We start from the raw sequence: 25853 nt of genomic DNA, 5'->3' as shown, positions 1-25853 counted from the left end.
CTCTCCTCAGGCTTCGGCTTGGGCTTTGATCAGACGGTCGTAAGCGTCTTGATCAAGCAGTTTGCCGACAGCGGCGGCGTCGCTTGGTTTGAAGCGGAAGAACCAGCCTTGGCCCAGTGGATCTTCGTTGACCAGTTCAGGGCTGTCTTCCAGCGCCGGGTTCACTTCCAGCACGTCGCCGTCGAGGGGCATGTACACGCCGCTGGCAGCTTTCACCGATTCGACGGTGGCGGCTTCGGCGCCTTTTTCGTAAGCCTGCAGTTCAGGCAGTTGCACGAATACCACGTCGCCCAAGGCGTTCTGCGCGAAAGCGGTGATGCCGACAGTAACGCTACCGTCAGCTTCGGCGCGCAGCCATTCGTGATCTTCAGTAAAACGCAACTCGCTCATGGAAACTCCTCAGGGACCAGACTCGTCTGGTGGACGCGGTGGAAGGCTTGGGCCGGGAAGCCCTTATTTATGAGGAATTAATTAGCAAGATCGCGGCCAATGTAAATTTATCTATATAAAACAATGGCTTATTGATTTTTGGCGGCAGAGCTGAAGATGCGCGTGTAGCGAAATCGCTACAGCATGAGGCGAGGAAAAAAGCTGAACGGGATCAAAGCCTTGCACAGCGGTGACGGAAGGAGGGTGTAGCGATATCGTTCCGCTGTAGCGCTTTCAGTACAGATGTAGGTCGTTTTTAGCTCGAATTCCGAATGCACTGCAAAACCATGTGGGAGCGAGCCTGCTCGCGAAGAGGGAGTGTCAGTCACTAACGATGTCGCTGATACACCGCTTTCGCGAGCAGGCTCGCTCCCACAGGGAAGTGTTTGGGCTTCAGGATTTGTTGGGGATGCCGTACTTGCGCAAACGATGGGCGATGGCCGTGTGCGACGTTTGCAAGCGGCTGGCCAGTTGGCGGGTCGAGGGGTAGCTGGCGTAGAGTTTTTCCAGCAGCGATTTCTCGAAGCCTTCGACCGCTTGTTCAAGGCTGTCGACGTCACTGTCGGCCTGGCGCGCAACGGACGTGCCGGCGATGTCGAGGTCGCCGATGTCGACCAGGCTGCTCTCGCAGATCGCGGCAGCGCGGAAGATCACGTTCTGCAGCTGCCGCACGTTGCCCGGCCAGCGATTGCCGAGCAGTGCCGGGTAAGTGCCGGGTGCGAGGCGGCAAACCGGGCGCTGAATCTGCGCACACGCCTGCTGCATGAAATAACGCGCCAGCAACAGAATGTCCTGACCGCGTTCGCGCAGCGGCGGCACCTCAACATTGAGCACGTTAAGGCGGTAGAACAGGTCTTCGCGAAACGAACCTTCGCTGACCATTTTTTCCAGGTCGCGGTGGGTCGCGCTGAGAATTCGCACGTTGACCTTCACCTCACGGTCACCGCCGACCCGACGGAAGCTGCCATCGTTGAGAAAACGCAGCAATTTGGCCTGCAAGTACGGTGACATCTCGCCGATCTCGTCGAGAAATACCGTGCCTTGGTTGGCCAGTTCCATCAGCCCCGGTTTGCCGCCACGCGCCGCGCCAGTGAAGGCGCCGGGGGCGTAGCCGAACAGCTCGCTCTCGGCGAGGTTCTCCGGCAGCGCTGCGCAGTTCAGTGCCAGGAATGGCGCACTGTGCCGCGCACTGATCGCGTGGCAGGCACGGGCGACCAGTTCTTTACCGGTACCGGTTTCGCCTTGAATCAGCAACGGCGCATCAAGGGCGGCAACGCGCTGCGCACGAGCCTTGAGGGTGCGGATTGCCGGGGATTCGCCGAGCAGCGCGTCGAAACCTTCAGCGTGGTCGTGGTGCAACGCCGAGAGCTGCTCGCCGATGCGGTTCGGTTGATACAGCGTGAGCAGGGCGCCAGCGTCGGTGATCGGCGTAGCGTCGAGCAACAGCGTCTGGCCGTTGACGGTGATCTCGCGCAGCGGCAGGCGAAAACCGTGCTCGAGCAGGGTCTCCAGCAGACCGGGATCGTTGAACAGCTCAGAGACGCCTTCGCCCGCCGGCTCACGCCCGTACAACGCGATCAATGCCGGGTTGGCCAGCAGCACTTTGCCCGCACTGTCGAGGGCAAGCACCGGGTCGGTCATCGCCGCGAGCAACGCATCGAGTTGCAGATGCCGACGCTGGCCGGGGAGGATGTCGACCACCGTTACCGCTTCCACGCCGAGCACGCGAAACAGCGCATCTTTGAGTTCTTCGAGCACTTGCGGGCTCAGGGTCGGGGCGTCGATGTAAACGTTCGGCGGGATCATCTCCACGGCATCCAGATTAAGGTTGCGCCCACCGAGAATGGCCAGTACTTCCTGGGTGATGCCGACGCGGTCGATGAAACTGACGTGGATACGCATGGGGGCGGTTCAGTGTTCTGCAGTGCGGAGGGTGGCAAGTATGCCTTGAGGCGGGCTAATGGTGAAATTTACGGCGATTTTCAGAGCTACGTAGTTCCCTTGTGGGAGCGAGCCTGCTCGCGAATGCGGTGTGTCAGAAATGAAGAAGTTGACTGACAGATGGCGTTCGCGAGCAGGCTCGCTCCCACAGGGGGAATGTGGCGGGTGCGGGTTATTCAAAATGCTCAAGATTGACCGGATCGCCGGATTTCATATCCAGCTGCTTGCGGATGTCTTCAAACATCATGTCGTAATGCTTGTGAACCGAGCCGATCTGGCTGTGCGTCTTGGGAATGCCGTACTTCTCGGCGATTTTCGTCACATTGTTGGCAAAGTTGTAGGCCTCTTCTTTGGGCAGGAAGAAGGTCTCTTTCATGTCCTTGCCCTGAAGGTTGCCATGCATCGTGAACTGGATGCCTCTGCCTTTTTGAGGATCGGTGAACACCTCGTAGTCGAGGTGCACGTTGTAACTGACGTCGTCCGGGGTCAACGCGTGCCGCTCAATGTGCAAGTGACCAGGTTCAAACTGGGCCATGGATTTCTCCTTTCAAGGCATGGGAGAAGGGCAGACCCTGGGCCTGCCCCCGGCGTTTCTGATTATCGATAGGTGATACCGGGTTTCGCCGTGGTGATCCGCGTACCGGCGGTGCCCTGGACAATCGCTTCGATGTCCGCCAGCGAACCGATCACCGCGACCTTGCCAGTATGGCGCGCGAATTCGCAGGCTGCCTGAACCTTTGGTCCCATGGAGCCCGCGGCGAAGCCCAGGCGTTCGAGTTCGTCCGGGTGGGCCTCGGCGATGGCTTTCTGCGTCGGCTTGCCGTAATCGATGAACGCGGCGTTGACGTCAGTGGCAATCACCAGCAAATCCGCCTCCAGCTGTTCTGCCAGCAGCGACGAGCACAAGTCCTTGTCGATCACCGCCTCGATGCCCTTGAGGTTGCGGTTTTCGTCGTACATGGTCGGAATCCCGCCGCCACCGGCGCAGATGACGATGCTGCCCTTGTCCAGCAGCCACTTGATCGGACGGATTTCGAAGATGCGTTTTGGTCGTGGACTGGCGACCACACGGCGGAACTTGTCGCCGTCCGCAGCGATGGCCCAGCCTTTTTCGGCGGCAAGTTTTTCTGCCTCGGCTTTCTCGTAGACCGGGCCGATCGGTTTGGTCGGGTTCTTGAAGGCCGGGTCATTGGCGTCGACTTCGACCTGGGTGAGCAGGGTGGCGAACGGTACTTCGAAGTCCAGCAGGTTGCCCAGTTCCTGTTCGATGATGTAGCCGATCATGCCTTCGGTTTCGGCACCGAGCACGTCCAGCGGGTAAGGGGTGACGGAGGTATAGGCCGCTGCTTGCAGCGATAGCAGGCCGACTTGCGGGCCATTGCCGTGGGCGATGACCAGTTGGTTGCCGGGATGGATCTTGGCGATTTGCTCGGTGGCGATGCGGATGTTGGCGCGCTGGTTGTCAGCGGTCATCGGCTCACCACGGCGGAGCAGGGCGTTACCGCCCAACGCTACGACGATACGCATGGTGCATGTCCTTCTAAAACGGAGGAATGGCAAACGACTCGGTCACACTGTCGCAACCGCGATTCACTGTGGGAGCGAGCCTGCTCGCGAAGGCGTCAGATCAGTCGACATCTCTGTTGAATGACCCACCGCTTTCGCGAGCAGGCTCGCTCCCACATTTGGAACCGGTTCCTTCAGTGGGAGCTATTTCAGTTAGATATCCGCCAACGCCGACACGATAATCGCCTTGATCGTGTGCATGCGGTTTTCCGCTTGCTCGAAGGCGATGTTGGCCGGGGATTCGAAGACTTCTTCCGTTACTTCGACGCCATTGGCCAGGTGCGGATAGCGCGCGGCGATGTCTTTGCCCACCTTGGTTTCGCTGTTGTGGAACGCCGGCAGGCAGTGCATGAATTTCACCCGTGGATTACCGGAGGCTTTCATCATCTGCGTGTTGACCTGGTACGGCAGCAGTTGCTCGATGCGCTCGTCCCACGCTTCTACCGGTTCACCCATCGACACCCAGATGTCGGTGTGGATGAAGTCGACACCCTTGACCGCTTCTTTCGGGTCTTCGGTGATGGTGATGCGCGCGCCGCTTTCTTCGGCGAACTCTTTGCATTGAGCGATGAAGTCAGCGTGTGGCCACAGGGCTTTCGGCGCAGCGATACGCACGTCCATGCCGAGTTTGGCGCCGATCATCAGCAGCGAGTTGCCCATGTTGTAGCGGGCGTCGCCGAGGTAGGCGTAGCTGATGTCATGCATCGGCTTGTCGCTGTGTTCGCGCATGGTCAGCACGTCAGCGATCATTTGCGTCGGGTGGAATTCAGCGGTCAGGCCGTTGAACACCGGGACGCCGGCGTACTTGGCCAGCTCTTCGACGATTTCCTGTTCAAAGCCACGGTACTCGATGGCGTCGAACATCCGGCCGAGGACGCGGGCGGTGTCTTTCATGCTTTCTTTGTGGCCGATCTGGGACGACACCGGGTCGATGTAGGTGACGTGAGCACCCTGATCGTGGGCCGCGACTTCGAACGCGCAACGGGTGCGGGTCGAGGTTTTTTCGAAGATCAGCGCGATGTTCTTGCCTTGCAGGTGTGGACGCTCGGTGCCGGTGTACTTGGCGCGTTTGAGGTCGCGGGACAGGTCGATCAGGTAATTCAGTTCGCGAGTGGTGTGGTGCATCAAGCTCAGCAAACTGCGGTTGCGCATATTAAAAGCCATGATGGATCTCCTTCGGTATCGGTTATCCCCCTGGCCGCACGTTGTAAGTGCCGGCCAGGGCTCAGAGGTTTAGTAATCGATTGGGTCGCGGATGATCGGGCAGGTCATGCAGTGGCCGCCGCCACGGCCACGGCCCAATTCACCGGCGCTGATGGTGATGACCTCCACGCCTGCCTTGCGCAGCAGAGTGTTGGTGTAGGTGTTGCGGTCGTAGCCGATGACCACGCCCGGTTCCACGGCCACCACGTTGTTGCCGTCGTCCCATTGCTCGCGTTCGGCGGCGAAGCTGTTGCCGCCGGTTTCCACCACGCGCAGCGCTTTGAGATTGAGCGCGGCCGCGACGGTGTCGAGGAAGCTGGTTTCTTCGCGGCGAATGTCGATGCCGCCCTGTTTGCTTTCATCAGGTCGCAGGGTGAACGCGACGATCTGGTTGACCACTTCCGGGAAAATCGTCACGAGGTCGCGGTCGCAGAAGCTGAACACGGTGTCCAGGTGCATCGCGGCGCGAGACTTCGGCAGGCCGGCAACGATGACTTTCTCCACGGCTTTGTTCTTGAACAGATTCAGCGCCAATTGACCGATGGCCTGACGGGATGAGCGCTCGCCCATGCCGATCAACACCACGCCGTTGCCGATTGGCATGACGTCGCCGCCCTCAAGGGTGGAGTTGCCGTGGTCCTTGTCCGGGTCGCCGTACCAGATCTCGAATTCGGCGCTGGTGAACTGCGGATGGAATTTGTAGATGGCGGTGGTCAGCAGGGTTTCCTGGCGACGCGCCGGCCAGTACATCGGGTTCAGCGTCACGCCGCCGTAGATCCAGCACGTGGTGTCGCGGGTGAACTGAGTGTTCGGCAGCGGCGGCAAAATGAAGCTGGAGTGGCCGAGGAAATCGCGATACATCTGAATGATCTTGCCGCCGAAGCTGTCCGGCAGATCATCGGCGGACACGCCGCCAATCAGGAATTCGGCGATGTGCCGTGGCTCAAGGCTTTTCAGCCAGGACTTCACTTCGCTGATCAGGCCCAGGCCGACCGAATCGGCGGTGACCTTGCGATCGAGAATCCAGTCCAGCGCTTCGGGAATGGCGACGATGTCGGTCAGCAGGTTGTGCATTTCCAGCACGTCGATCCCGCGCTCACGCATCTTGGTGACGAAATCGAAGTGGTCGCGCTTGGCCTGGGCAACCCACAGCACATCGTCGAACAGTAATTCATCGCAGTTGTTCGGGGTCAGCCGCTGATGGGCCAGACCTGGGGAGCAAACCATGACTTTGCGCAGTTTGCCGGCTTCGGAATGGACGCCGTACTTAACTTTTTCCGTGGTCATTGCAGTGATCCTCCAGAGATAAAACGTTTGGCAATTACAGAGTCAGGAAGCCGTCATACAGTCCGTAGGCAGCCACCAGGGCGCCTACGACCACTGCGGCGAAAATCAGCTTCTCGACGTTGGTGAAAACCGGTTGTTTGAGTTCGAGCTTGGCCTTGGCGAACAGGATCGCGCCGGGCGCATAGAGCAGGGCCGAGAGCAGCAGGTACTTCACGCCACCGGCGTACAGCAGCCACACCGCATAGATCAGGGCAATGCCGCCGATGATCAGATCCTTGCGCCGCTCGGCCGCAAAACCTTCATAGCTTTCACCGCGCACAGCCAGCAGCAGGGCGTAGGCGGCCGACCACAGATAGGGCACCAGAATCATCGACGTGGCGAGGTAGATCAGCGACAGGTAAGTGCTGGCCGAGAACAGGGTGATGATCAGGAAAATCTGCACCATCGCGTTGGTCAGCCACAGGGCGTTGACCGGTACGTGGTTGGCGTTTTCCTTGCGCAGAAACTCCGGCATGGTGTGGTCTTTGGCGGCGGCGAACATGATCTCCGCACACAGCAGCACCCACGACAGCAGCGCCCCCAGCAGCGAGATGATCAGACCGACGCTGATCAGCGCTGCGCCCCACGGACCGACCACGTGCTCAAGCACGGCAGCCATCGACGGGTTCTGCAATTTGGCCAGTTCTGGCTGAGTCATGATGCCCAGCGACAGCACGTTCACCAGCATCAAAAACAGCAGCACGGTGATGAAGCCGATCACGGTGGCTTTACCCACGTCGGAGCGTTTTTCAGCGCGGGCCGAGAAAATGCTCGCGCCCTCGATGCCGATGAACACCCACACAGTGACCAGCATCATGTTGCGTACCTGGTTCATCACGCTGCCCAGATCCGGGTTTTTCAGGCCCCAGATGTCGGCGGTGAAGATGTCCAGTTTGAAGGCGAAGACGGCGATCAATACAAACAGCACCAGCGGCACGACTTTGGCGACGGTGGTCACGAGGTTGATGAACGCCGCTTCCTTGATCCCGCGAAGTACCAGGAAATGCACCGCCCACAACAGAATCGAAGCACCAATGACCGCAGCAACCGTGTTGCCTTCACCGAAAATCGGGAAGAAATACCCCAGGGTGCTGAACAGCAGAACGAAGTAACCGACGTTGCCCAGCCATGCACTGATCCAGTAGCCCCAGGCGGAAGAGAAACCCATGTAATCGCCGAATCCTGCCTTGGCGTAGGCGTAGACACCGCCGTCCAGGTCAGGCTTGCGATTGGCGAGGGTTTGGAAGACAAAAGCGAGGGTGAGCATGCCGACAGCGGTGATCGCCCAACCGATCAATACCGCGCCGACGTCGGCACTGGCGGCCATGTTTTGTGGCAAGGAGAATATCCCGCCACCGATCATTGAGCCGACGACTAATGCAACCAGTGCGCCGAGTCTTAGTTTTCCGGGAGCTTCAGACATTGCATGACTCCATTGCAGGAAGAGATCACAGCGTAGTTCTGTTGTCTGTTCAAATAGCTGACATAGATCAGTTCATGGTCACATTCCATTGTTAATGAATGACTTAGGGAATCGCTTCAGGCATAAAGCGACCGTCTGCAAGGCCCGTTCTAGAAGGGTTTTCGCAATGTGGTTGGGAATGGCTATTATTACTTTCGAGTTATGACGCTAGTTCTTTTTCCGGGTTTGGCAAATTTTCCCCTTCTGTTTTCAGTACAGAATTGATTTATCAGGATCAGCGCACAAAACTGTCTTAACGTGGTAGGCATTAGCTTTATCCGCTATATATTTACTGGCTTTAACTGATAGGCGTCATCCTGTTTTATTCATCTAATTAATTGTTCTTATAAATAATCGCTCACCACATCAGAGGGAGACTGGAATGTCGCAACCGACGCAAAAGCTGCGCCTTGGTGCGTTGATCGCCCTGGTGGTGGGGTCGATGATTGGCGGCGGAATTTTCTCGCTGCCGCAGAACATGGCGGCACGCGCCGATGCGGGGGCGATCCTGATCGGTTGGGGGATTACTGCCATCGGTATGCTGACCCTGGCCTTCGTGTTTCAAACCCTGGCCAATCGCAAGCCCGAGCTGGATTCCGGCGTCTATGCCTACGCCAAGGCAGGGTTTGGCGACTACATGGGCTTCTCGTCGGCCTGGGGTTACTGGATCAGCGCATGGCTGGGCAACGTCGGTTACTTCGTTCTGCTGTTCAGCACCCTCGGTTATTTCTTTCCGGTATTCGGCCAAGGCAATACGCCGATCGCCATTGGCTGCGCGTCGGTGCTGCTGTGGGCTGTGCACTTTCTGGTGATGCGCGGGATCAAGGAGGCGGCGTTCATCAACCAGGTGACCACCGTGGCCAAGATCGTGCCGCTGATCATGTTTATCGTCATCGCCGCGCTGGCGTTCAAGGCTGACATCTTTACCCGCGACATCTGGGGCCGCAGCAACCCGAGTTTCGGCGGGGTGATGGATCAGGTGCGCAACATGATGCTGGTGACGGTGTTCGTCTTTATCGGCATCGAGGGCGCCAGCGTGTACTCGGCGCGAGCGGAAAAACGCAGCGATGTCGGGCGTGCCACGGTGATTGGATTCATCGGCGTACTGGCGCTACTGGTGCTGGTCAACGTGTTGTCACTGGGGATCATGAGCCAGCCGGAACTGGCCAACCTGCAAAACCCGTCGCTGGCGGCGGTGCTTGAGCACATCGTCGGGCCGTGGGGGGCGCTGGCGATCAGCATCGGTTTGGCGATCTCGCTGCTCGGGGCGTTGCTGTCGTGGGCGTTGCTCTGTGCCGAAATCCTTTTCGCCACGGCCCGTGACAAAACCATGCCGGCGTTCCTGAAAAAGGAAAACGCCAACCATGTGCCGGTCAACGCGTTGTGGCTGACCAACGTGATGATTCAGATATTCCTGCTGATCACGCTGTATTCCGCCGGCACTTACACCAGCCTGATTTATCTGGCGTCATCAATGATTCTGGTGCCGTACCTGTGGTCGGCGGCCTACGCGGTGTTATTGAGCGGGCGCGGCGAAACCTACGAACATGCCTCGGCCGAGCGCACCAAGGATCTGCTGATCGGCGGCATCGCCCTGAGTTATGCGGTGTGGCTGTTGTATGCCGGCGGGATGAAATATCTGCTGCTGTCGGCGTTGCTGTATGCGCCGGGGGTGATCCTGTTTGCCAAAGCCAAACATGAGCAGGGCGAGCCGCTGTTCACCACGGTCGAGAAGGGGATTTTTACCTGCGTGGTGATCGGTGCGGGGTTGGCGGCTTATGGGTTGTACAGTGGTGTGTTGTCGTTGTGAGAACGCTTCCCTCACCCCAGCTCTCTCCCGGAGGGAGAGGGAACCTTTGACCCTGTGGGAGCTGGCTTGCCAGCGATAGCGGTGCGTCAGTCGACCCCTGTATCAACTGACCCGCCGTCATCGCTGGCAAGCCAGCTCTCACAGGGAATTGAGGTGATGCACTAGACGCGGAACTGATCCATCAACTTCATCTGCTGACTGGCCAGCGCATTGAGCTGGCTGCTGATCGCCGCCGACTCCGTGGCTTGCCCGGTCAAGGTTTCAGTCACCGTACGAATCGCCGAGACGTTGCGGTTAACCTCTTCAGCCACTGCGCTCTGCTGTTCGGCGGCGCTGGCGATTTGCAGGTTCATGTCACTGATCACGGTTACCGCATCACTGATCTTGCCCAGCGCATCCACGGCCTGGCGGATCTGCCCGGCGTTGTTGTGCGCCTGGGTCTGGCTCGAATGCATGGTCGCAACCACGCCGCGAGTGCCGGTCTGAATCTTCTCGATGACGATGCGAATTTCTTCCACCGAATCCTGCGTACGCTTGGCCAGGTTGCGCACTTCATCTGCGACCACAGCAAAACCGCGACCGCTTTCACCGGCGCGAGCGGCTTCGATGGCGGCGTTGAGCGCCAGCAGATTGGTCTGTTCGGCGATGCTGCGGATCACTTCCAGTACCGAGCCAATCTGCTCGCTATTGACCGCCAGTGCCTCGACTTCGGTCACCGCTTTGCTGACTTCATCGGCCAGTTGATTGATGTCGCGGGTGCTGCGCTCGATGATCGACATGCCGTCCTTGGCTGACTGGTCGGCACCTTTCGCGGCGTTGGCCGCGTTCGATGCGCTGTTGGCGACATCGTGGGCGGTGGCGCTCATTTCGTTGGACGCGGTGGCGACCTGGTCGATTTCGCGGAACTGCACCTGCATGCCTTCGCTGGTCTGACGGGCGATTTCCGAAGACTGGTCGGCAGTGCCGCGAGCCTCGGTGATGCTCTGTTTGATCTGGGCGATGGTCGGTTGCAGCTTGTCGAGGAAGCGGTTGAACCAGTTCACCAGTTCGCCCAGTTCATCCTTCTTGCTGTAGTTCAGGCGTTGGGTCAGATCACCTTCACCGCTGGCGATGTTTTTCAGCATCTCGGCGACGCTGTTGATGGGACGAGTGACGCCGGAAGCGGTGAGCCATATCAGCAGCAGGCCAATCAGACCCGCGACCACAGCCACTGCCAGCGCAGTGATCACACCGGTTTGCTGTGCTTCGTCGAGCACCGCTTGCAGCTTGACCGAGTCGGCCAGCAGCACTTGTTTGGGCAGGTCGATGACCACGCCCCATGCGCGCGAGTTGCCAATCGGATCGACCGGATACACCGCCCGGATCAGGTCGCCCTGTTCAAGGATTTTCGGCGTTGCGCTGCTAAGCAGTTGCAGCACTTCATTGCCATCGGCACCGAGGGTGTCGCTGATCTTTTTGCCGACCTTGGCCGCGTCGGAACTGTCGGCTGCCAACACGCCGCTGCCTGAAACGATCAGCATGTGTCCGGCGTGGTTGAACAGGTCGCGCTGCGACTCGATGGCCGCTCCTTGCAAGGCATCGAGGGCGATATCGATGCCAGCGACACCGATGGTTTTACCGTCGACGATCAATGGCACGGAAATGGTCGTCATGAGCATTTCCTTGGTGCCCACGGTGTCGGAATAGGGGTCGAGCAAACAGGTGCGCTTGTTGTCGCGAGGGCAGGTATACCAGCTGTTATAGGGCGTACCGCTGAGGCTTAGGGTAGTTTTGGTCAGGTCCTCTTCGACCATGATCGTGTTCAGTGATGCGCCACCGGCGCGGCTCCAGTAGGTGGCGAAACGCCCGGCTTCGTTGGACTGACGCGCGGCGTCGTTGACGAACTCGCTGTCCTTGCCATCGAGGCCATCGGGTTCGAAAGCGAGCCAGATGCCGAGCACTTTATCGTTGCGTTCGAAGGCGGTTTTCAGGCTCAGGTTCAACTCTTCACGCAGGGCACCGGCGTCCAGCGAACGCTTGGCGGCCATCACGCGCATGTCCCTGATCTGGTCAGCGAGGGCGGTGATTACCGACAGGCTTTCGCCGAAGGTTTTCTGCACCCGCACCGCCTGTTCGGCGGCTTTGGCCTGCAGCAAGTCTTGCACACTGGCGGTGAGCATCTTGCTGCTGGAATGGCTGACCAGTTCGTCGTTCTGGTTGGTCTGGTAAATGTTCATGCCGACGATCAGCGCAACCACACCGAGCAGGCACAGGCCGGAGAGCAGAACGATTTTCAGGCGAATGGAAAGAGAGTCGAACATAGGGCGATCTCGCGAATGAATAAACGGGGGGCTGTGGGTACGAGGTACCCGAATCGCCAAATCCATTCAGCGCCATTCAATGCTCATCGGCGTGGAACGAGAGCGCATGAGGTGTTTGCCGACGGACGGTCAGCGCTAAACGTTTGCGCAGGGGAATGTGCTGAAAAGGGGATTAATTACAGGGATGTTTCAGCTGTGAGACGCAGTGCGTTGTATCAGGAAGGATTTGTGCGGGACTCGGGCCGCGACCAGATCCACAGATTGCCCAACCCCATCCCGGCCATTGCCAGATAGATCGGCCAGCCGTGATCGAGCATCACCAGCATCAACGTCGCACACAGCAACATGCTCACCGTGGCGCTGACTTTGGCCTTGCGCGCGATGATCTTGCCGTTGCGCCAGTTACTCAGGATTGGCCCGAACAGCCGATGATTTTCCAGCCAGGCACTCAGGCGCGGCGAACTGCGGGTGGCCGCCCAGGCGGCGAGAAGGATGAACTCGGTGGTCGGCAATCCGGGTACGACAATAGCGATCAGGCCGATGCCGAGGCTGACATAGGCCAACAGACCGAACAGCAGGCGGGCGAGTTTGGAGGAGGCTGGTTGCGGCATGGGCTCGGGATTGCTGTGAGGCGAGATGGGGATCTTACAGACTTGCGTTGTTCCCTGTGGGAGCTGGCTTGCCAGCGATAGCGGTGGGTCAGGCAACATAAATGGAGACTGACCAGCCCTCATCGCTGGCAAGCCAGCTCCCACAGGATTTTGTGGCGTGTCGGGTATCAGGCCATTTCGGCTTCTGTGGCGTAAGCCTGTTCCAGCAGCACGGTGAAGCGGTTGAACGCATCGAGCGCGCCTTGCTCGACTTCAGCCTCTTCTTCAGCGCTGAACTGCAGCGAGTCGAGAGTACGCACAAAGCGCTTCCAGCCTTCAGCACGGCCACCTTCAGGCTCGCCCAGATGACGGGCGCCAAAGGTTTCACTCAGTTCCAGCGCCACGGCGCGTTTGATCAGGAACGCAGCACCGAGCTTCGAACCTTCAGAAACAAAGATCCAACCCAGCGCACGCGCCTTGCTCGGGTTCTTCACCGCACCGGCGACCGGGCCCGGCACTTCGGTGTCGAGATCTGCCAGGTCGGCCTTGGCCGCGTCGGCGCGGCAACGGGCGGGCAGGTCAGGGACGATCCCGATCAGTTCGGCATCGTTGTAGAGCTCAACCAGTTCCGACTGGAACAGGTATTGCGCGACCACGAAACGGGCAAAGTTGGCGCGGGTTTCAAACGGCGCATGGGCTTTGACCAAGGTGTCGAGTTTGCTGTGCGGCTCGTGGGTGATCTGGTTCAGGCGTTGTGAACGCAGGGCTTTTTCCGAAGAGGTCATGACGTGTCCTTGATAAATGAGGCGCTTGATAACAAGACGAACGGGCAAGTGCCGGACAGTAAAAAAAGCCTCACGGCGCGGTGCTTGAACACGCGCAGTGAGGTGGATGGGGTCAGATGTCCCAGATCAGATTGATCGCGAAGTTGCGACCCGGTTGGGTCAGGCGATCAAGGTTGGCCGGTTGCGTCACCGAAGCTTCGCCGACGCTGTCGTAACCGCGCACGTCATCCCACAGCCAGTATTTCTTGTCGGTCAGGTTGTAAATGCCGCCGCTGACGGTGACGTCGTTGGTGACTTTGTAGAACCCGGTCATATCAAGAATGCCGAAACCCGGCGACTTGAACTGGCTGCTGACGCCGTCCGGCGACTTGAAGTTGCTGTCGTCGACGCGATCTTTCTTCTTCACCACGGTCCAGCTCAGCAGGCCGCCGTAGTTGTCCTGGTCGTAGCCCAAACCGAACACACCGGTCAGCGGGTTAACGCTGTTGAGCGGCTCGCCGCTGTCGTTGTTGCGACCGTAGGCATAGGCAATCGAGCCTTGGGTGTAGAGGCCCTGCGGTGCGCCGAACGCGTCAAGGTTCAGACGACCTTTGACTTCAGCACCCTTGATGGTCGCGTGCTTGATGTTGCTCGACTGGAAAGTCAGCTCGTTGTAACCCGGCGACACCGCGTCTTCGTTGATGAAGTCGCGGTACTTGTTATAGAACACCGCCACATCGAATGAGCCATGCTCGAAGTTACCGCGCAGGCCGGTTTCGTAGCTTTTGCTTTTTTCCGGTTCCAGGTCCGGGTTCGGCGCCACGTGGTAACCGGTGGTGCCGTTCTCGAAGCGGCCGTACAGGGCTTTCGCGGTGGGCGTGCGGAAACCTTCGGCGTATTGACCGTACCAGGTGTAGTTTTCGCTCAGGGCGTAGGTCAGGCCGAATTTTGGCGAGACTTTGTGCCAGGTCTTGTTCTTGTCGCTGACCGTGCCTTGGCCATCGGCCGCCACGGTATTGAGAAACTCCTGAGTGATCTTCGGCTTGAGCTGGGTGTAGTCGTAGCGCAGGCCTGGCAGGAAGGTCCAGTCATTCCAGCTGATCTGATCCTGGGCGAACAGGCTGTAGGTGTTGATGGTCGGATCCGGGAAGTCGGTGGCCTTCACCAACACGTCAGCGGTACTGGTTGCGCCGATCGCGGTGCAGCCACGGCCAACCGCCAGGCACTTGCCGTCGCCGCTGCGCGAACCGGTGACTTTCTGTTGCTTGATGGTGGTGCCGTAGGTCAGGACGTGATCGGTGTCACCGATGGCAAAGGCCTTGTCCAGTTGCGCGTCGAATACCCACTGTTTTTCTTCGTAAACGGTATCGCGGGTGCGCAGTACTTTTCGGGTGATGGGGTAGTAATACTCTTCGGTGCTCTGGTCTGTCTTGGCGATCTGGTGGTTGAGGCTCCACTTGACGTTGTCCACCAGCAAGCTGTCGAGCGCGAAGCGGTGTTCAAGGCCGAAACGCTCACGGGTAATGGTGTCGTTGCCGGTGCGCCACTGGTACATGCCGCCGGGCAATACGCTGTTGGGGATGGTTGGCGCGCCATTGAAGTACGGGCCGCCGTACGCGCTTTTCTGATCGGTGTCGCGATCATCCTTGTACTTTTCGTAAGTCAGGCCCAGGCGCGAATCTTCGCTGTAGTTCCAGCCGATCTTGGCCAGCACGTTGCTCGTCTTGACGTCTTCCGGGTTAGCGGCGGTGCGCTCAAGGCCGGTGCCGTTGTGGCTACCGTATGAGTCGGTTTCGTGACCGTCGCGCTGGCTGTAGTGCAGCAAACCGTCGAATTGGTCGGCACGGCCGGCGACGGTGGCGGATTTCAGCCAGCTCTCATCGGCCGAGCTGTAACCGGTTTTCAGGCGCGCGCCAACATCGTTGCCAGGCTTGATGATGTCGTCCGGATCGAGCGTGTAATAGCTGACGGCGCCGCCAATAGCGTTGCTGCCGTACAGCACCGACGCCGGGCCACGGAGAATCTCGACGCGTTTGACGATTTCCGGGTCGACGTAATTGCGCTGAGTCTTGGCGTACGGACCGTTGAAGAAACCGTCCGGGACTTCGACGCCGTCAACCTGAGTCAGGATGCGGTCGCCGTCGATGCCGCGGATGTTGTAGCCGCTGATGCCGCCACGCTGACCGGCGCCGCCGACAGACACGCCTGGCTCATAGCGCACCAGATCCTTGATGGAGTTGACGTTGTTGCGATCGAGCTCTTCACGTGTGTGCACGGTGACGGTGCTTGGCACGCTGTTCACCGACTGTTCCTGGCGGGTGGCGCTGATGGTCACCTGATCCAGATTCAGTGCGCCGCTGCTGCTGCGCTTCTCCAGCACGACGTTGTTGTTGCTCAGCTTGCGGAAGCTCAGGTTGGTCCCCACCAACAGACGCTCCAGAGCTTTTTCCGGTGGCAGTGACCCGCGCACACCCGGCGACGATATGCCCTGACCCAGTTCTGCCGGCAAGCCGATCTGCCAACCCGTCACGGTGGTGAAAGCGTTGAGCGCCGACACCAGCGGCTGCTGACTGATGGAGAAAGAGTAATCACCCATGTTGCGCGCCGGTTGCTCGGTCGCAGCCATCAGTGGCGCGGTGCCGGCCATGAGGATGGCCGCGGTCAGCAGCGACAATACGCGGGAAGGGGAAGAAGTCTGGCGGGTAAGGCGAAGGGACATCGATAGCGCTCCGTGTCGCACGAATCTTTATAGTTGCTGATTCTCATCCGAGGATGCGAATCAATTGCATTGGCTATAACTAGACGAACGCGCTCACGCTATCGAGTAAAAATAATTCTCATTTAGTTCAAGATGACCAGCGCCGGGAATTCCTGCAAACGCGCCGAGGTGATGTGCGCGAGAGAACGCACCACGTCGAGCGGCTGATCGAGGCGGTAATTGCCGGTCACGGCAACGTCGGCCAACTGCTCATTGTTGTTGATGATCCAGCCTGGATAGTAACGGCGCAATTCGGCCAGCACCTGATTCAGCGGGCAATTCTCGAACACCAGTCGACCTTGCACCCACGCCAGTTCGGTGGCCGCGTCGAGTTTGGCCGGGCGATCGAAACCGTTGGGGCCGATGCGGATACTTTCCCCGGCAGACAGGCGCATCCGCGCATCGTTGTGGGTGGCGCGCAAATCGACATCGCCACGCTGCACATTGACCTGCGCGATCCCGTCCAGATAGCGCACGGCGAACGCGGTGTCGCGCACGCTGGCCTTGACCGGGCCGGCATCAATTTCCAGCGGTTGAGTGCGATTGGCTGCGACCTCGAAAAACGCTTCGCCCTGATACAACCGCGCGACGCGCTGCTGATCATCGATGGTGCTGGAGAACGCCGAGTTGGTGTTGAGCAGGACCTGCGAACCGTCCTCCAGTTGCAAGCGCTGACGTTCGCCGACCACGGTCAGGTGATCGGCCTGCAACCGCATCGGCAGGTTGCTGAAACTGAACAGACCAAGCACCAGAACGGCGGCGGTGGCCAGCGGTTTCCAGTGTGGACGCAGGCGCTGGAGGAAGGTGACTTTCGCGGGGTTCAACGCCAGGTTTTGCGCGCACTGGGCGATTTGCGGACCGTCCCAGATCGCCTGAGCCTTGGCGAACGCCTCGGCATTCAACGGATCCGCTGCCAGCCAGGCATGGAACTGCCGGGTCTGCTCCTCATCCGGGCTGCCGAGCACGATGAGCCAGTCCAGGGCCTGGTCCATTGCCAGTGCGGCATCCTGCGCCGATGAGGGCGAAGGCGAGCGATGGGTGTCCGTCACGGTGTTTCCTCGGGCTTCTGGCGAAGCAGTTTCAAGTTTCAAGCTGCAAGCTGCAAGCCAGACGCGTGAACTGCTTTTCGTTTTTACTTGGGGCGTGAAGCTTACAGCTTGCCGCTGCTGTCGTGTCGTTCGGCGACGCCGATGCAAATGCTCATGATCAGTTTGAGTTCTTTCTGCACGGTGCTGAGGGACACGCTCAGTTCTTGCGCGATTTCCTGATAACTGTGCCCGTGCAGGCGGCTGAGGATGAAGATCTGCTGCTGGCGCGGGCTGAGTTGACTGAGACTCACGTTCAAGCGCTCCAGCATTTGTTCGGCGTGGGCGGCGTCTTCGGCGCTACTGGCCGGGGCGGCGATGCTGTGCACAATTTCTTGCGGCACGTCATCGACCATGGTTCGCGAATGGATCTTGCGCGCACGCAGATGATCGAGCGCAAGATTGCGCGCGGTCTGGAAGACAAAGGGTTCGAGGTGATCGATGGCCCGCTCGTTCAGCGCCCGTGCCACGCGCAGATAGGTCTCCTGCAGCAGGTCTTCAGCGGTGCTGTGATTGTTGACCATCCGTTCCAGCGTACGCAGCAAAGACATGCGCTGGGTGAGGAAGACGTGGTTGAAGCGCGATTGACTCACGGGAGGACCTGATCCATTTCAAGCGAATGATAATGCTTATCATCTAGCTGAATGGTCAAGTATTGATTTTGAATTGGAATAACCGACCTTGTGGGAGCTGGCTTGCCAGCGATGGCGATGGGCCAGGCAATATCCATGTTGGATGTGCCTGCCTCATCGCTGGCAAGCCAGCTCCCACAGGGATCAGGGGCGGGGCGGGTAATTACTCGGCGTTACACAGCGCCAGGCAGTTATCCAGCATGCGGTTGGAGAAGCCCCACTCGTTGTCGTACCAGGCCAGCACTTTCAGCAGTTTGCCGCTGGATTTGGTGTGGTTGGCGTCGAAGATCGACGACAGCGGGTTGTGGTTGAAGTCGCTGGAAACCAGCGGCAACGTGTTGTAACCAAGAATTTTCGAGTGCTGACTCGCCGCTTTCAGCAAAGCGTTGACTTCTTCGGCAGTGGCCTCTTTCTTCAGCTGCACGGTTAAATCCACCAGCGACACATTGATGACCGGCACCCGCACGGCCATGCCGGTCAGTTTGCCCGCCAGTTCCGGCAGCACCAAGCCCACTGCTTCAGCGGCGCCGGTCTTGCTCGGGATCATGTTCTGCGTGGCCGAACGCGCGCGGTACGGGTCGGTGTGGTAGACGTCGGTCAGGTTCTGATCGTTGGTGTAAGCGTGGATCGTGGTCATCAGACCGCTTTCGATGCCAAGTTCGCGGTGTAGCACTTGCGCCACCGGTGCGAGGCAGTTGGTGGTGCACGAAGCGTTGGAGATGATCTGGTGCGACTGGCGCAGAATATCGTGGTTCACACCGTAAACGACGGTGGCATCGGCACCTTTGGCCGGGGCCGAGATGATCACTTTGCGCGCGCCGGCAGTAATATGCGCAGCGGCTTTGGCACGGTCGGTAAACAGACCGGTGCATTCGAAGACTACATCGATTTTTTCCGCAGCCCATGGCAGCTCGGCCGGGTTGCGAATGGCGCTCACCGCAATGCGGTCGCCGTTGACGGTCAGGCTTTCGTTGTCATGCGCCACTTCGGCGTCGAACGTGCCATGAACGGTGTCGTATTTGAGCAGATGCGCATTGATCGAGCTGTCGCCCAGATCGTTGATGGCGACAATCTGCAGATCCTGTCGATAGCCTTGGGTATACAGTGCGCGCAGGACATTACGGCCGATGCGGCCAAAACCATTGATTGCAATTCGAAGAGTCATGGAACAGCGCCGCCGTCGTTTTGTTGTTGGAATTACAAGATTATTCGCATAAAAATAGAAAACAAGCCTTTTTAGTGGCAATATTTTGTTTTATCTACAACGAGTGACCTGAATCAACTGGTCCGAATGATCAAGAAAACCGTCCGTCATCCCGAATGTGCGGGCCCTTGATCAGCATAGACAATCAGGTCGCCATATCCGTTAGCCTGGAGTTCTACACATGCATCCCCGCGTCCTTGAGGTCACCGAACGGCTTATCGCCCGCAGCCGCGCCACGCGTCAGGCTTACCTTGCGCTGATTCGCGGCGCTGCAACTGACGGCCCGATGCGCGGCAAGCTGCAATGCGCCAACTTCGCCCACGGTGTGGCCGGGTGTGGCACTGAAGACAAGCACAGCTTGCGGATGATGAACTCGGCGAACATCGCCATTGTTTCTTCGTATAACGACATGCTTTCGGCGCACCAGCCGTACGAGGTCTTCCCTGAGCAGATCAAAAACGCCTTGCGTGAGATCGGTTCGGTCGGCCAGTTCGCTGGCGGCACTCCGGCGATGTGTGATGGCGTGACCCAGGGCGAGCCCGGCATGGAGCTGAGTCTGCCGAGCCGTGAAGTGATCGCAATGTCCACGGCGGTGGCGTTGTCCCACAACATGTTCGACGGCGCGCTGATGCTCGGCATCTGCGACAAGATCGTGCCGGGGCTGATGATGGGCTCGCTGCGTTTCGGCCATCTGCCGACAATCTTTGTGCCGGGCGGGCCGATGGTCTCGGGCATATCCAACAAGGAAAAAGCCGACGTTCGGCAGAAGTACGCCGAAGGCAAGGCGACCCGCGAAGAGCTGCTGGAATCGGAGATGAAGTCCTACCACAGCCCGGGCACCTGCACGTTCTACGGCACCGCCAACACCAACCAGTTGCTGATGGAAGTCATGGGCCTGCACTTGCCGGGCGCCTCTTTCGTCAACCCGAACACGCCATTGCGTGATGCGCTGACCCGCGAAGCGGCGCATCAAGTCACGCGTCTGACCAAGCAGAACGGCAACTTCATGCCGATCGGCGAAATCGTCGACGAGAAGTCGCTGGTCAACTCGATCGTCGCGCTGCACGCCACTGGTGGCTCGACCAACCACACCCTGCACATGCCGGCCATCGCCATGGCAGCGGGTATTCAACTGACCTGGCAAGACATGGCCGACCTCTCCGAAGTCGTGCCGACCCTGAGCCACGTTTATCCGAACGGCAAAGCCGACATCAACCACTTCCAGGCAGCGGGCGGCATGTCGTTCCTGATCCGTGAACTGCTGGGTGCCGGCCTGCTGCACGAAGACGTCAACACCGTGCTCGGCCACGGCTTGAGCAAGTACACCAAAGAGCCGTTCCTCGATAACGGCGAACTGGTATGGCGTGAAGGCCCGGTCGACAGCCTCGACGAAAACATTTTGCGCCCGGTGGCACGCGCGTTCTCGCCGGAGGGTGGTCTGCGGGTGATGGAGGGCAACCTCGGTCGCGGTGTGATGAAGGTGTCTGCCGTGGCCTTGGAAAACCAGATTGTCGAAGCGCCGGCCATGGTGTTCCAGGATCAACAAGATCTGGCCGATGCGTTCAAGGCCGGTTTGCTGGAGAAAGATTTCGTCGCCGTGATGCGCTTCCAGGGCCCTCGCTCCAACGGCATGCCCGAGTTGCACAAGATGACGCCGTTCCTTGGCGTGCTGCAGGATCGCGGCTTCAAAGTGGCGCTGGTGACTGACGGGCGCATGTCGGGCGCCTCGGGGAAAATCCCGGCGGCGATCCACGTCAGCCCGGAAGCTTATGTCGGTGGTGCTTTGGCTCGCGTGCAAGAGGGCGATATCATCCGCGTCGATGGCGTCAAAGGCACTTTGGAAATTAAAGTGGACGCCGACGAATTTGCAGCGCGCGAACCCGCCAAAGGCCTGTTGGGCAACAACATCGGCAGCGGTCGCGAACTGTTCGGTTTCATGCGCGTGGCCTTCAGCTCGGCGGAGCAGGGCGCCAGCGCCTTCACTTCTGCCCTGGAGACGCTTAATTGAAACTGGCTTTGGTCGGTGACATCGGAGGCACCAACGCACGATTCGCGTTGTGGAAAAACCAGCAACTGGAATCGATTCAGGTGCTGGCCACGGCCGACCATGCCAGCCCGGAAGAGGCCATCAGCCTCTACCTGAGCGGGCTCGGTCTGGCGCCGGGCGCTATCGGTTCGGTATGCCTGTCGGTGGCCGGCCCGGTCAGTGGCGATGAATTCAAGTTCACCAACAACCACTGGCGGCTGAGCCGCGAAGCGTTCTGCAAAATTTTGCAGGTCGAGCAGTTGTTGCTGGTCAACGACTTCTCGGCGATGGCGCTGGGCATGACTCGTTTGCAGCCGGGTGAATTCCGTGTGGTTTGCGAAGGCACCCCAGAACCGTTGCGTCCTTCGGTGGTGATTGGTCCGGGCACTGGCCTTGGCGTGGGTACTTTGCTCGATCTGGGCGAGGGTCGATTTGCGGCGCTGCCGGGCGAGGGTGGTCACGTTGATCTGCCGTTGAGCAGCCCGCGTGAAACACAGCTCTGGCAGCACATCCACAACGAGATCGGCCATGTCAGCGCGGAGACTGCGTTGAGTGGTGGTGGTTTGCCGCGTGTCTATCGGGCGATTTGTGCGGTGGATGGCCATGAACCGACGCTCGAAACGCCAGAAGCCATTACCGCCGCTGGCCTTGCAGGCGATCCGATTGCCCTGGAAGTGCTGGAGCAGTTCTGCTGCTGGCTCGGCCGCGTGGCCGGTAACAATGTGCTGACCACGGGCGCACGGGGTGGGGTGTATATCGTCGGTGGGGTGATTCCGCGCTTTGCCGACTTCTTCCTTGAAAGTGGTTTTGCCCGCAGTTTTGCCGACAAGGGCTGCATGAGCGATTACTTCAAAGGCATTCCGGTGTGGCTGGTGACGGCACCGTATTCCGGGCTGGTTGGCGCCGGCGTGGCGCTGGATCAGGCAATCCCCGCCTGAAATGCAATCCAATTGTGGGAGCGAGCCTGCTCGCGAAAGCGGTGTGTCAGTCAACAGATGTGTTGAATGTTAAAACCGATTCGCGAGCAGGCTCGCTCCCACAATGGTTCTGTGGTGTTTGCAAGTTCGATGCTTAAGGCATAATCCGCCCCAATTCCAACAACAAGGATGCCTTCGAAGTGAGCTCAGTCAACAAGTCGATATTGTTGGTCGATGACGACCAGGAAATACGCGAGTTGCTGGAAACCTATCTGACCCGCGCCGGGTTTCAGGTACGGGCCACAGCCGATGGCGCCAGTTTCCGTCAGGCCCTCAACGAGGCGCCGAGCGATCTGGTGATCCTCGATGTCATGCTGCCCGACGAGGACGGTTTCAGTCTGTGCCGCTGGGTGCGTCAGCATCCGCGTCAGGCGCAGGTGCCGATCATCATGCTCACCGCCAGTTCCGACGAGGCCGACCGGGTCATCGGTCTGGAGCTTGGCGCCGACGATTACCTCGGCAAACCTTTCAGCCCCCGCGAACTGCAGGCGCGCATCAAAGCGCTGCTGCGCCGTGCACAATTCGGGCAGGAACGCAGCGGCAGTGAAGTGCTGGCGTTTGACGATTGGCGGCTGGACATGGTCAGTCATCGGCTGTTTCACACCGACGGCGAGGAAGTGATTCTGTCCGGTGCCGATTTCGCTCTGCTGAAACTGTTCCTCGATCACCCACAGGAAATTCTCGACCGCGACACCATCGGCAATGCCACCCGCGGCCGTGACCTGATGCCGCTCGATCGCATTGTCGACATGGCCGTCAGCCGCTTGCGCCAACGTCTGCGTGACACGGAAAAGCCGCCACGGCTGATTCGCACGGTACGCGGCAGCGGCTATCAACTGGCAGCCAACGTGGTTGCCGGCAATGGTCACTGAGTCGCTACGCCGGCTCGCCAGCAAAGTGCCGGTGCCGCGTTCGCTGCTGGGGCGGATGTTGCTGCTGACCTTGCTCGCGGTGCTGTTTGCGCAGACCTTGTCGAGTGTGATCTGGGTTTCGCAATTGCGCGCCACCCAGCTCGAAGGCCTGGTCACCAGCGCCCGCAGCCTTGCTCATTCGATGACCGCCAGCGTCAGTTATTTTCGTTCGTTGCCGGTGGCCTATCGGCCGCTTGTGCTCGATCAGTTGCGCAGCATGGGCGGCACGCGATTTGTCGTAACGCTCAACGACAAGCCGCTGGGCATGGACGTGCTGCCGGTCACTGCGCGTAAAGCCGCGGTAATGAAAGCGGTCGACGAAGTGCTGCGTCAGTCTCTCGGGCAAGACACCGACATCTCGGTGTCTTTCGTCAGTCCCGAGGATCTGCGCATCTTCAACGCCGGGCTGAAACTCGATGAATTGCCGCGCTCCTGGGCGCACTACGCCCTGACCCTTGAGCCGGTGAATCCGCCAGTGCTGGTCACGCAGATTCAGATGGCGCCGGGCGAATGGCTGTACATCGCCTCGCTGTTGCCCGAGCCCTACACCAGCCTTGAAGAGCAAGGCCTGCCGTCGCAGCAAGTGTGGTTCATCGTCCTCACCAGCGGCTTTCTGCTGCTGTTCATCGGTGTGCTGGTGCACTGGCAGAGCCGGCCGCTCAAGCGCCTGGCCCGAGCCGCGCGGGATCTGTCGCTTGGCGCCGACGTCGAACCGGTGGCGGAGGGCGGCGGCAGTGAAGTGGTCGAGGTCGGCCGTGCGTTCAACACCATGCGCGAGCGCATCAGCCGTTACCTGACCGAACGCAGCCAATTGTTCAGTGCGATTTCCCATGACTTGCGCACGCCGATCACCCGTCTGCGTTTGCGCGTCGAACTGCTCGAAGACGAACAACTGCAAATCAAGTTTGGTCGTGATCTGGATGAGTTGGAACTGCTGGTCAAAGGCGCGTTGCAATGCGTGAAAGACACTGACATCCACGAAAACATCGAACCGGTCGATCTCAACCATGTGCTCGATTGTCTGGTGGAGCCGTATCTGGCGCCTAACGGCAATGGTCGCGTGACCCAGCATGGGCGGGCGCTGGCAGCGTATTCGGGCAAACCTTTGGCGTTGAAGCGCTGCATCGGCAACCTGATCGACAATGCGTTGAAGTACGGACAGAACGCGCATCTGCACATTGATGACGATGAAAGTGCATTCGTCCTGCACGTCGATGATGAAGGGCCGGGCGTGCCGGAGCAGCGGCTGGAGCAGGTGTTTGAGCCGCACTTCAGGTTGGCGGGGCAGCAGCAGGGGTATGGGCTCGGCCTCGGGATTGCGCGCAATATCGCTCATAGCCATGGCGGTGAGGTGACGCTGCAGAACCTGCGTGAGGGTGGGTTGCGGGTGACGTTGCAGTTGCCGCGGTCGATGGATTGAAAATCAAAAGATCGCAGCCTTCGGCAGCTCCTACACCGATCCCTGTAGGAGCTGCCGAAGGCTGCGATCTTTTGACTTTGCTTTTCATGTCACGAATCAGTGACAAAACCCGTCCCCTTCGTTACAAGCCCACCCCGGCCCGTTGTTTAGACTCCCCGCAGTCATAACAACAAAAAAGGCCACCCATGGACCACTTCGAACCCGGCTTCAGCAGCTGGCTCAATGCCCCCGCGCACCAGCGATGGCTTGCCGCCGAAGGCCAGCGCCTGCTGGATTTCGCCAGGGCGTCACGCCTGCCCGAAGGCTTCGGCAACCTCGACGAACGCGGCCGTTTGCCTGCGAACGCACGAGCCGAAACCATGAACACTGCGCGCATGACCCACAGCTTCGCCATGGCCCACATTCAGGGGTTGCCGGGGTTTGCCGAACTGGTCGATCACGGCATTGCCGCCCTGCGCGGGCCGCTGCGTGATGCGCTGCACGGTGGCTGGTTTGCGGTGGCCGAGCATCGCGATGACAACACCGGCAAGAACGCCTACCTGCACGCCTTCGTGGCACTGGCGGCGAGCTCGGCGGTGGTCGCACGACGTCCCGGTGCGCAGGCGCTGCTGGATGATGCGATCGACATCATCGACACCTATTTCTGGAGCGAAGAAGAGGGCGCCATGCGCGAATTCTTCAATCGTGACTGGAGCGAAGAGGAAGCCTATCGCGGCGCCAACAGCAACATGCACGCGACCGAAGCGTTCCTCGCCCTGGCCGATGTCACTGAAGACCCACGCTGGCTGGTGCGCGCCCAACGCATCGTCGAGCGGGTAATTCATGGTCATGCTGCTGCCAACGATTACATGGTCATTGAGCACTTCGACCGCGACTGGCAACCGCTGCGCGAATACAACCATGACAATCCCGCCGACGGTTTCCGCCCTTATGGCACCACGCCGGGACACGGTTTCGAGTGGGCGCGGCTGTTGCTGCACCTCGAAGCGGCGCGAGTGCAGGCCGGCATGCTTACCCCCGGTTGGCTCGCCACCGACGCGCAGAAACTCTTCGAGCAAAACTGCCGTTACGGTTGGGATGTCGATGGCGCGCCGGGCATCGTCTACACCCTCGACTGGAACAACAAAGCCGTGGTCCGCCATCGCTTGCACTGGACGCATGCCGAGGCCAGCGCTGCGGCCAGCGCTTTGCTCAAGCGCACCGGCGATGAGCAATATGAAACCTGGTACCGCCTGTTCTGGGATTTTTGCGATGTGAATTTCATCGACCGTTGCGACGGCAGTTGGCACCACGAACTCAATCCGCAAAACATTCCAAGTGCCGATATCTGGCCGGGCAAACCCGATCTGTACCACGCCTGGCAGGCGGTGCTGATCCCGCGTCTACCCTTGGCACCTAGCATGGCCACTGCGCTGGCGCGCTTGTCCCAGAGCATTCCTGTGTAACCAT

At 59.5% G+C, this 25853-nt stretch carries 19 protein-coding genes and 2 pseudogenes; 6 read left to right on the top strand and 15 right to left on the bottom strand.

The features are described from left to right. Positions 1–6 precede the first annotated feature (6 nt). The 7 genes from gcvH to arcD (JJD74_RS06135) all read right to left on the bottom strand — a co-directional run bounded on the left by gcvH (position 7) and on the right by arcD (JJD74_RS06135) (position 7888). Positions 7–390 (bottom strand): glycine cleavage system protein GcvH, encoded by a 384-nt coding sequence (gene gcvH / locus JJD74_RS06165; protein ID WP_042560627.1) that lies wholly within the window; start codon positions 388–390, stop codon positions 7–9. Positions 391–822: 432 nt separating this feature from the next. Beyond that, positions 823–2331 carry a sigma-54-dependent transcriptional regulator gene (locus tag JJD74_RS06160; RefSeq protein ID WP_150592874.1) on the bottom strand — a complete coding sequence of 503 codons (1509 nt, stop codon included), beginning with the start codon at positions 2329–2331 and terminating at the stop codon, positions 823–825. A gap of 211 nt (positions 2332–2542) precedes the next feature. Then, a complete protein-coding gene (locus JJD74_RS06155; RefSeq protein WP_042560624.1) occupies positions 2543–2905 on the bottom strand; it encodes a DUF5064 family protein in 363 nt (120 codons plus the stop codon). A 62-nt stretch (positions 2906–2967) separates the two neighbouring features. After that, positions 2968–3897: a carbamate kinase gene (gene arcC, locus JJD74_RS06150; protein WP_115146143.1), complete on the bottom strand. Its 930-nt coding sequence runs from the start codon at positions 3895–3897 to the stop codon at positions 2968–2970. A gap of 192 nt (positions 3898–4089) precedes the next feature. Further along, positions 4090–5100, bottom strand: a complete 1011-nt coding sequence (locus JJD74_RS06145; RefSeq protein ID WP_042560622.1) for an ornithine carbamoyltransferase — start codon at positions 5098–5100, stop codon at positions 4090–4092. 69 nt (positions 5101–5169) lie between these two features. Then, positions 5170–6426 (bottom strand): arginine deiminase, encoded by a 1257-nt coding sequence (arcA, locus tag JJD74_RS06140; protein WP_200612292.1) that lies wholly within the window; start codon positions 6424–6426, stop codon positions 5170–5172. A 34-nt stretch (positions 6427–6460) separates the two neighbouring features. Next, positions 6461–7888, bottom strand: coding sequence for an arginine-ornithine antiporter (arcD, locus tag JJD74_RS06135; protein ID WP_042560620.1), 1428 nt, complete (start codon positions 7886–7888; stop codon positions 6461–6463). A gap of 421 nt (positions 7889–8309) precedes the next feature. Here arcD (JJD74_RS06135) and arcD (JJD74_RS06130) point away from each other — a divergent pair, with 421 nt between their 5' ends. Then, positions 8310–9737 carry an arginine-ornithine antiporter gene (arcD, locus tag JJD74_RS06130; RefSeq protein ID WP_200612289.1) on the top strand — a complete coding sequence of 476 codons (1428 nt, stop codon included), beginning with the start codon at positions 8310–8312 and terminating at the stop codon, positions 9735–9737. Positions 9738–9898: 161 nt separating this feature from the next. Here arcD (JJD74_RS06130) and JJD74_RS31370 read toward each other — a convergent pair. The 8 genes and pseudogenes from JJD74_RS31370 to gap form a co-directional block, all read right to left on the bottom strand. After that, a pseudogene (locus JJD74_RS31370) lies at positions 9899–10426 on the bottom strand (methyl-accepting chemotaxis protein); the annotation flags it as partial. A gap of 330 nt (positions 10427–10756) precedes the next feature. Further along, positions 10757–11764 (bottom strand): annotated as a pseudogene (locus tag JJD74_RS31365) (PDC sensor domain-containing protein); the annotation flags it as partial. 488 nt (positions 11765–12252) lie between these two features. Next, entirely contained in the window at positions 12253–12648 is a 396-nt protein-coding gene (locus tag JJD74_RS06120; RefSeq protein ID WP_042560617.1) for a YbaN family protein, read from the bottom strand. A gap of 167 nt (positions 12649–12815) precedes the next feature. Further along, a complete protein-coding gene (locus tag JJD74_RS06115) occupies positions 12816–13412 on the bottom strand; it encodes a biliverdin-producing heme oxygenase (protein WP_200612283.1) in 597 nt (198 codons plus the stop codon). A 112-nt stretch (positions 13413–13524) separates the two neighbouring features. Then, on the bottom strand, positions 13525–16110 hold the full coding sequence (locus JJD74_RS06110; protein ID WP_200612280.1) for a TonB-dependent receptor: 2586 nt from the start codon (positions 16108–16110) through the stop codon (positions 13525–13527). A 122-nt stretch (positions 16111–16232) separates the two neighbouring features. Then, entirely contained in the window at positions 16233–17198 is a 966-nt protein-coding gene (locus JJD74_RS06105) for a FecR family protein (protein ID WP_200612277.1), read from the bottom strand. Between the two features lie 101 nt (positions 17199–17299). Continuing rightward, positions 17300–17827, bottom strand: coding sequence for an RNA polymerase sigma factor (locus JJD74_RS06100; RefSeq protein WP_047300151.1), 528 nt, complete (start codon positions 17825–17827; stop codon positions 17300–17302). 202 nt (positions 17828–18029) lie between these two features. After that, on the bottom strand, positions 18030–19031 hold the full coding sequence (gene gap, locus JJD74_RS06095; protein ID WP_047300149.1) for a type I glyceraldehyde-3-phosphate dehydrogenase: 1002 nt from the start codon (positions 19029–19031) through the stop codon (positions 18030–18032). A 220-nt stretch (positions 19032–19251) separates the two neighbouring features. Between gap and edd the strand changes: the two genes are divergently transcribed. From edd to JJD74_RS06070, 5 genes are all read left to right on the top strand, one after another. Further along, a complete protein-coding gene (edd, locus tag JJD74_RS06090; protein WP_042560612.1) occupies positions 19252–21078 on the top strand; it encodes a phosphogluconate dehydratase in 1827 nt (608 codons plus the stop codon). Further along, complete coding sequence (locus JJD74_RS06085; RefSeq protein WP_200612274.1) at positions 21075–22034, top strand: glucokinase; 960 nt, start codon at positions 21075–21077, stop codon at positions 22032–22034. The genes edd and JJD74_RS06085 overlap by 4 nt, the downstream gene beginning before the upstream one ends. Positions 22035–22213: 179 nt before the next feature. Next, positions 22214–22945: a response regulator gene (locus tag JJD74_RS06080; protein ID WP_042560610.1), complete on the top strand. Its 732-nt coding sequence runs from the start codon at positions 22214–22216 to the stop codon at positions 22943–22945. Continuing rightward, the gene (locus JJD74_RS06075) at positions 22935–24404 is read left to right on the top strand and encodes an ATP-binding protein (RefSeq protein WP_200612271.1); all 1470 of its coding nucleotides are present in this window, start codon (positions 22935–22937) and stop codon (positions 24402–24404) included. Before JJD74_RS06080 ends, JJD74_RS06075 begins: the two co-directional genes overlap by 11 nt. Positions 24405–24589: 185 nt before the next feature. Beyond that, positions 24590–25849, top strand: a complete 1260-nt coding sequence (locus tag JJD74_RS06070) for a D-mannose isomerase (protein WP_200612269.1) — start codon at positions 24590–24592, stop codon at positions 25847–25849. Positions 25850–25853 lie beyond the last annotated feature (4 nt).

Origin of the sequence: Pseudomonas sp. MF6776 (assembly GCF_016613125.1) — a bacterium.
Taxonomy (GTDB): Bacteria; Pseudomonadota; Gammaproteobacteria; order Pseudomonadales; family Pseudomonadaceae; genus Aquipseudomonas; species Aquipseudomonas iridis.
This window is presented reverse-complemented; position numbering and strand designations above follow the sequence as displayed.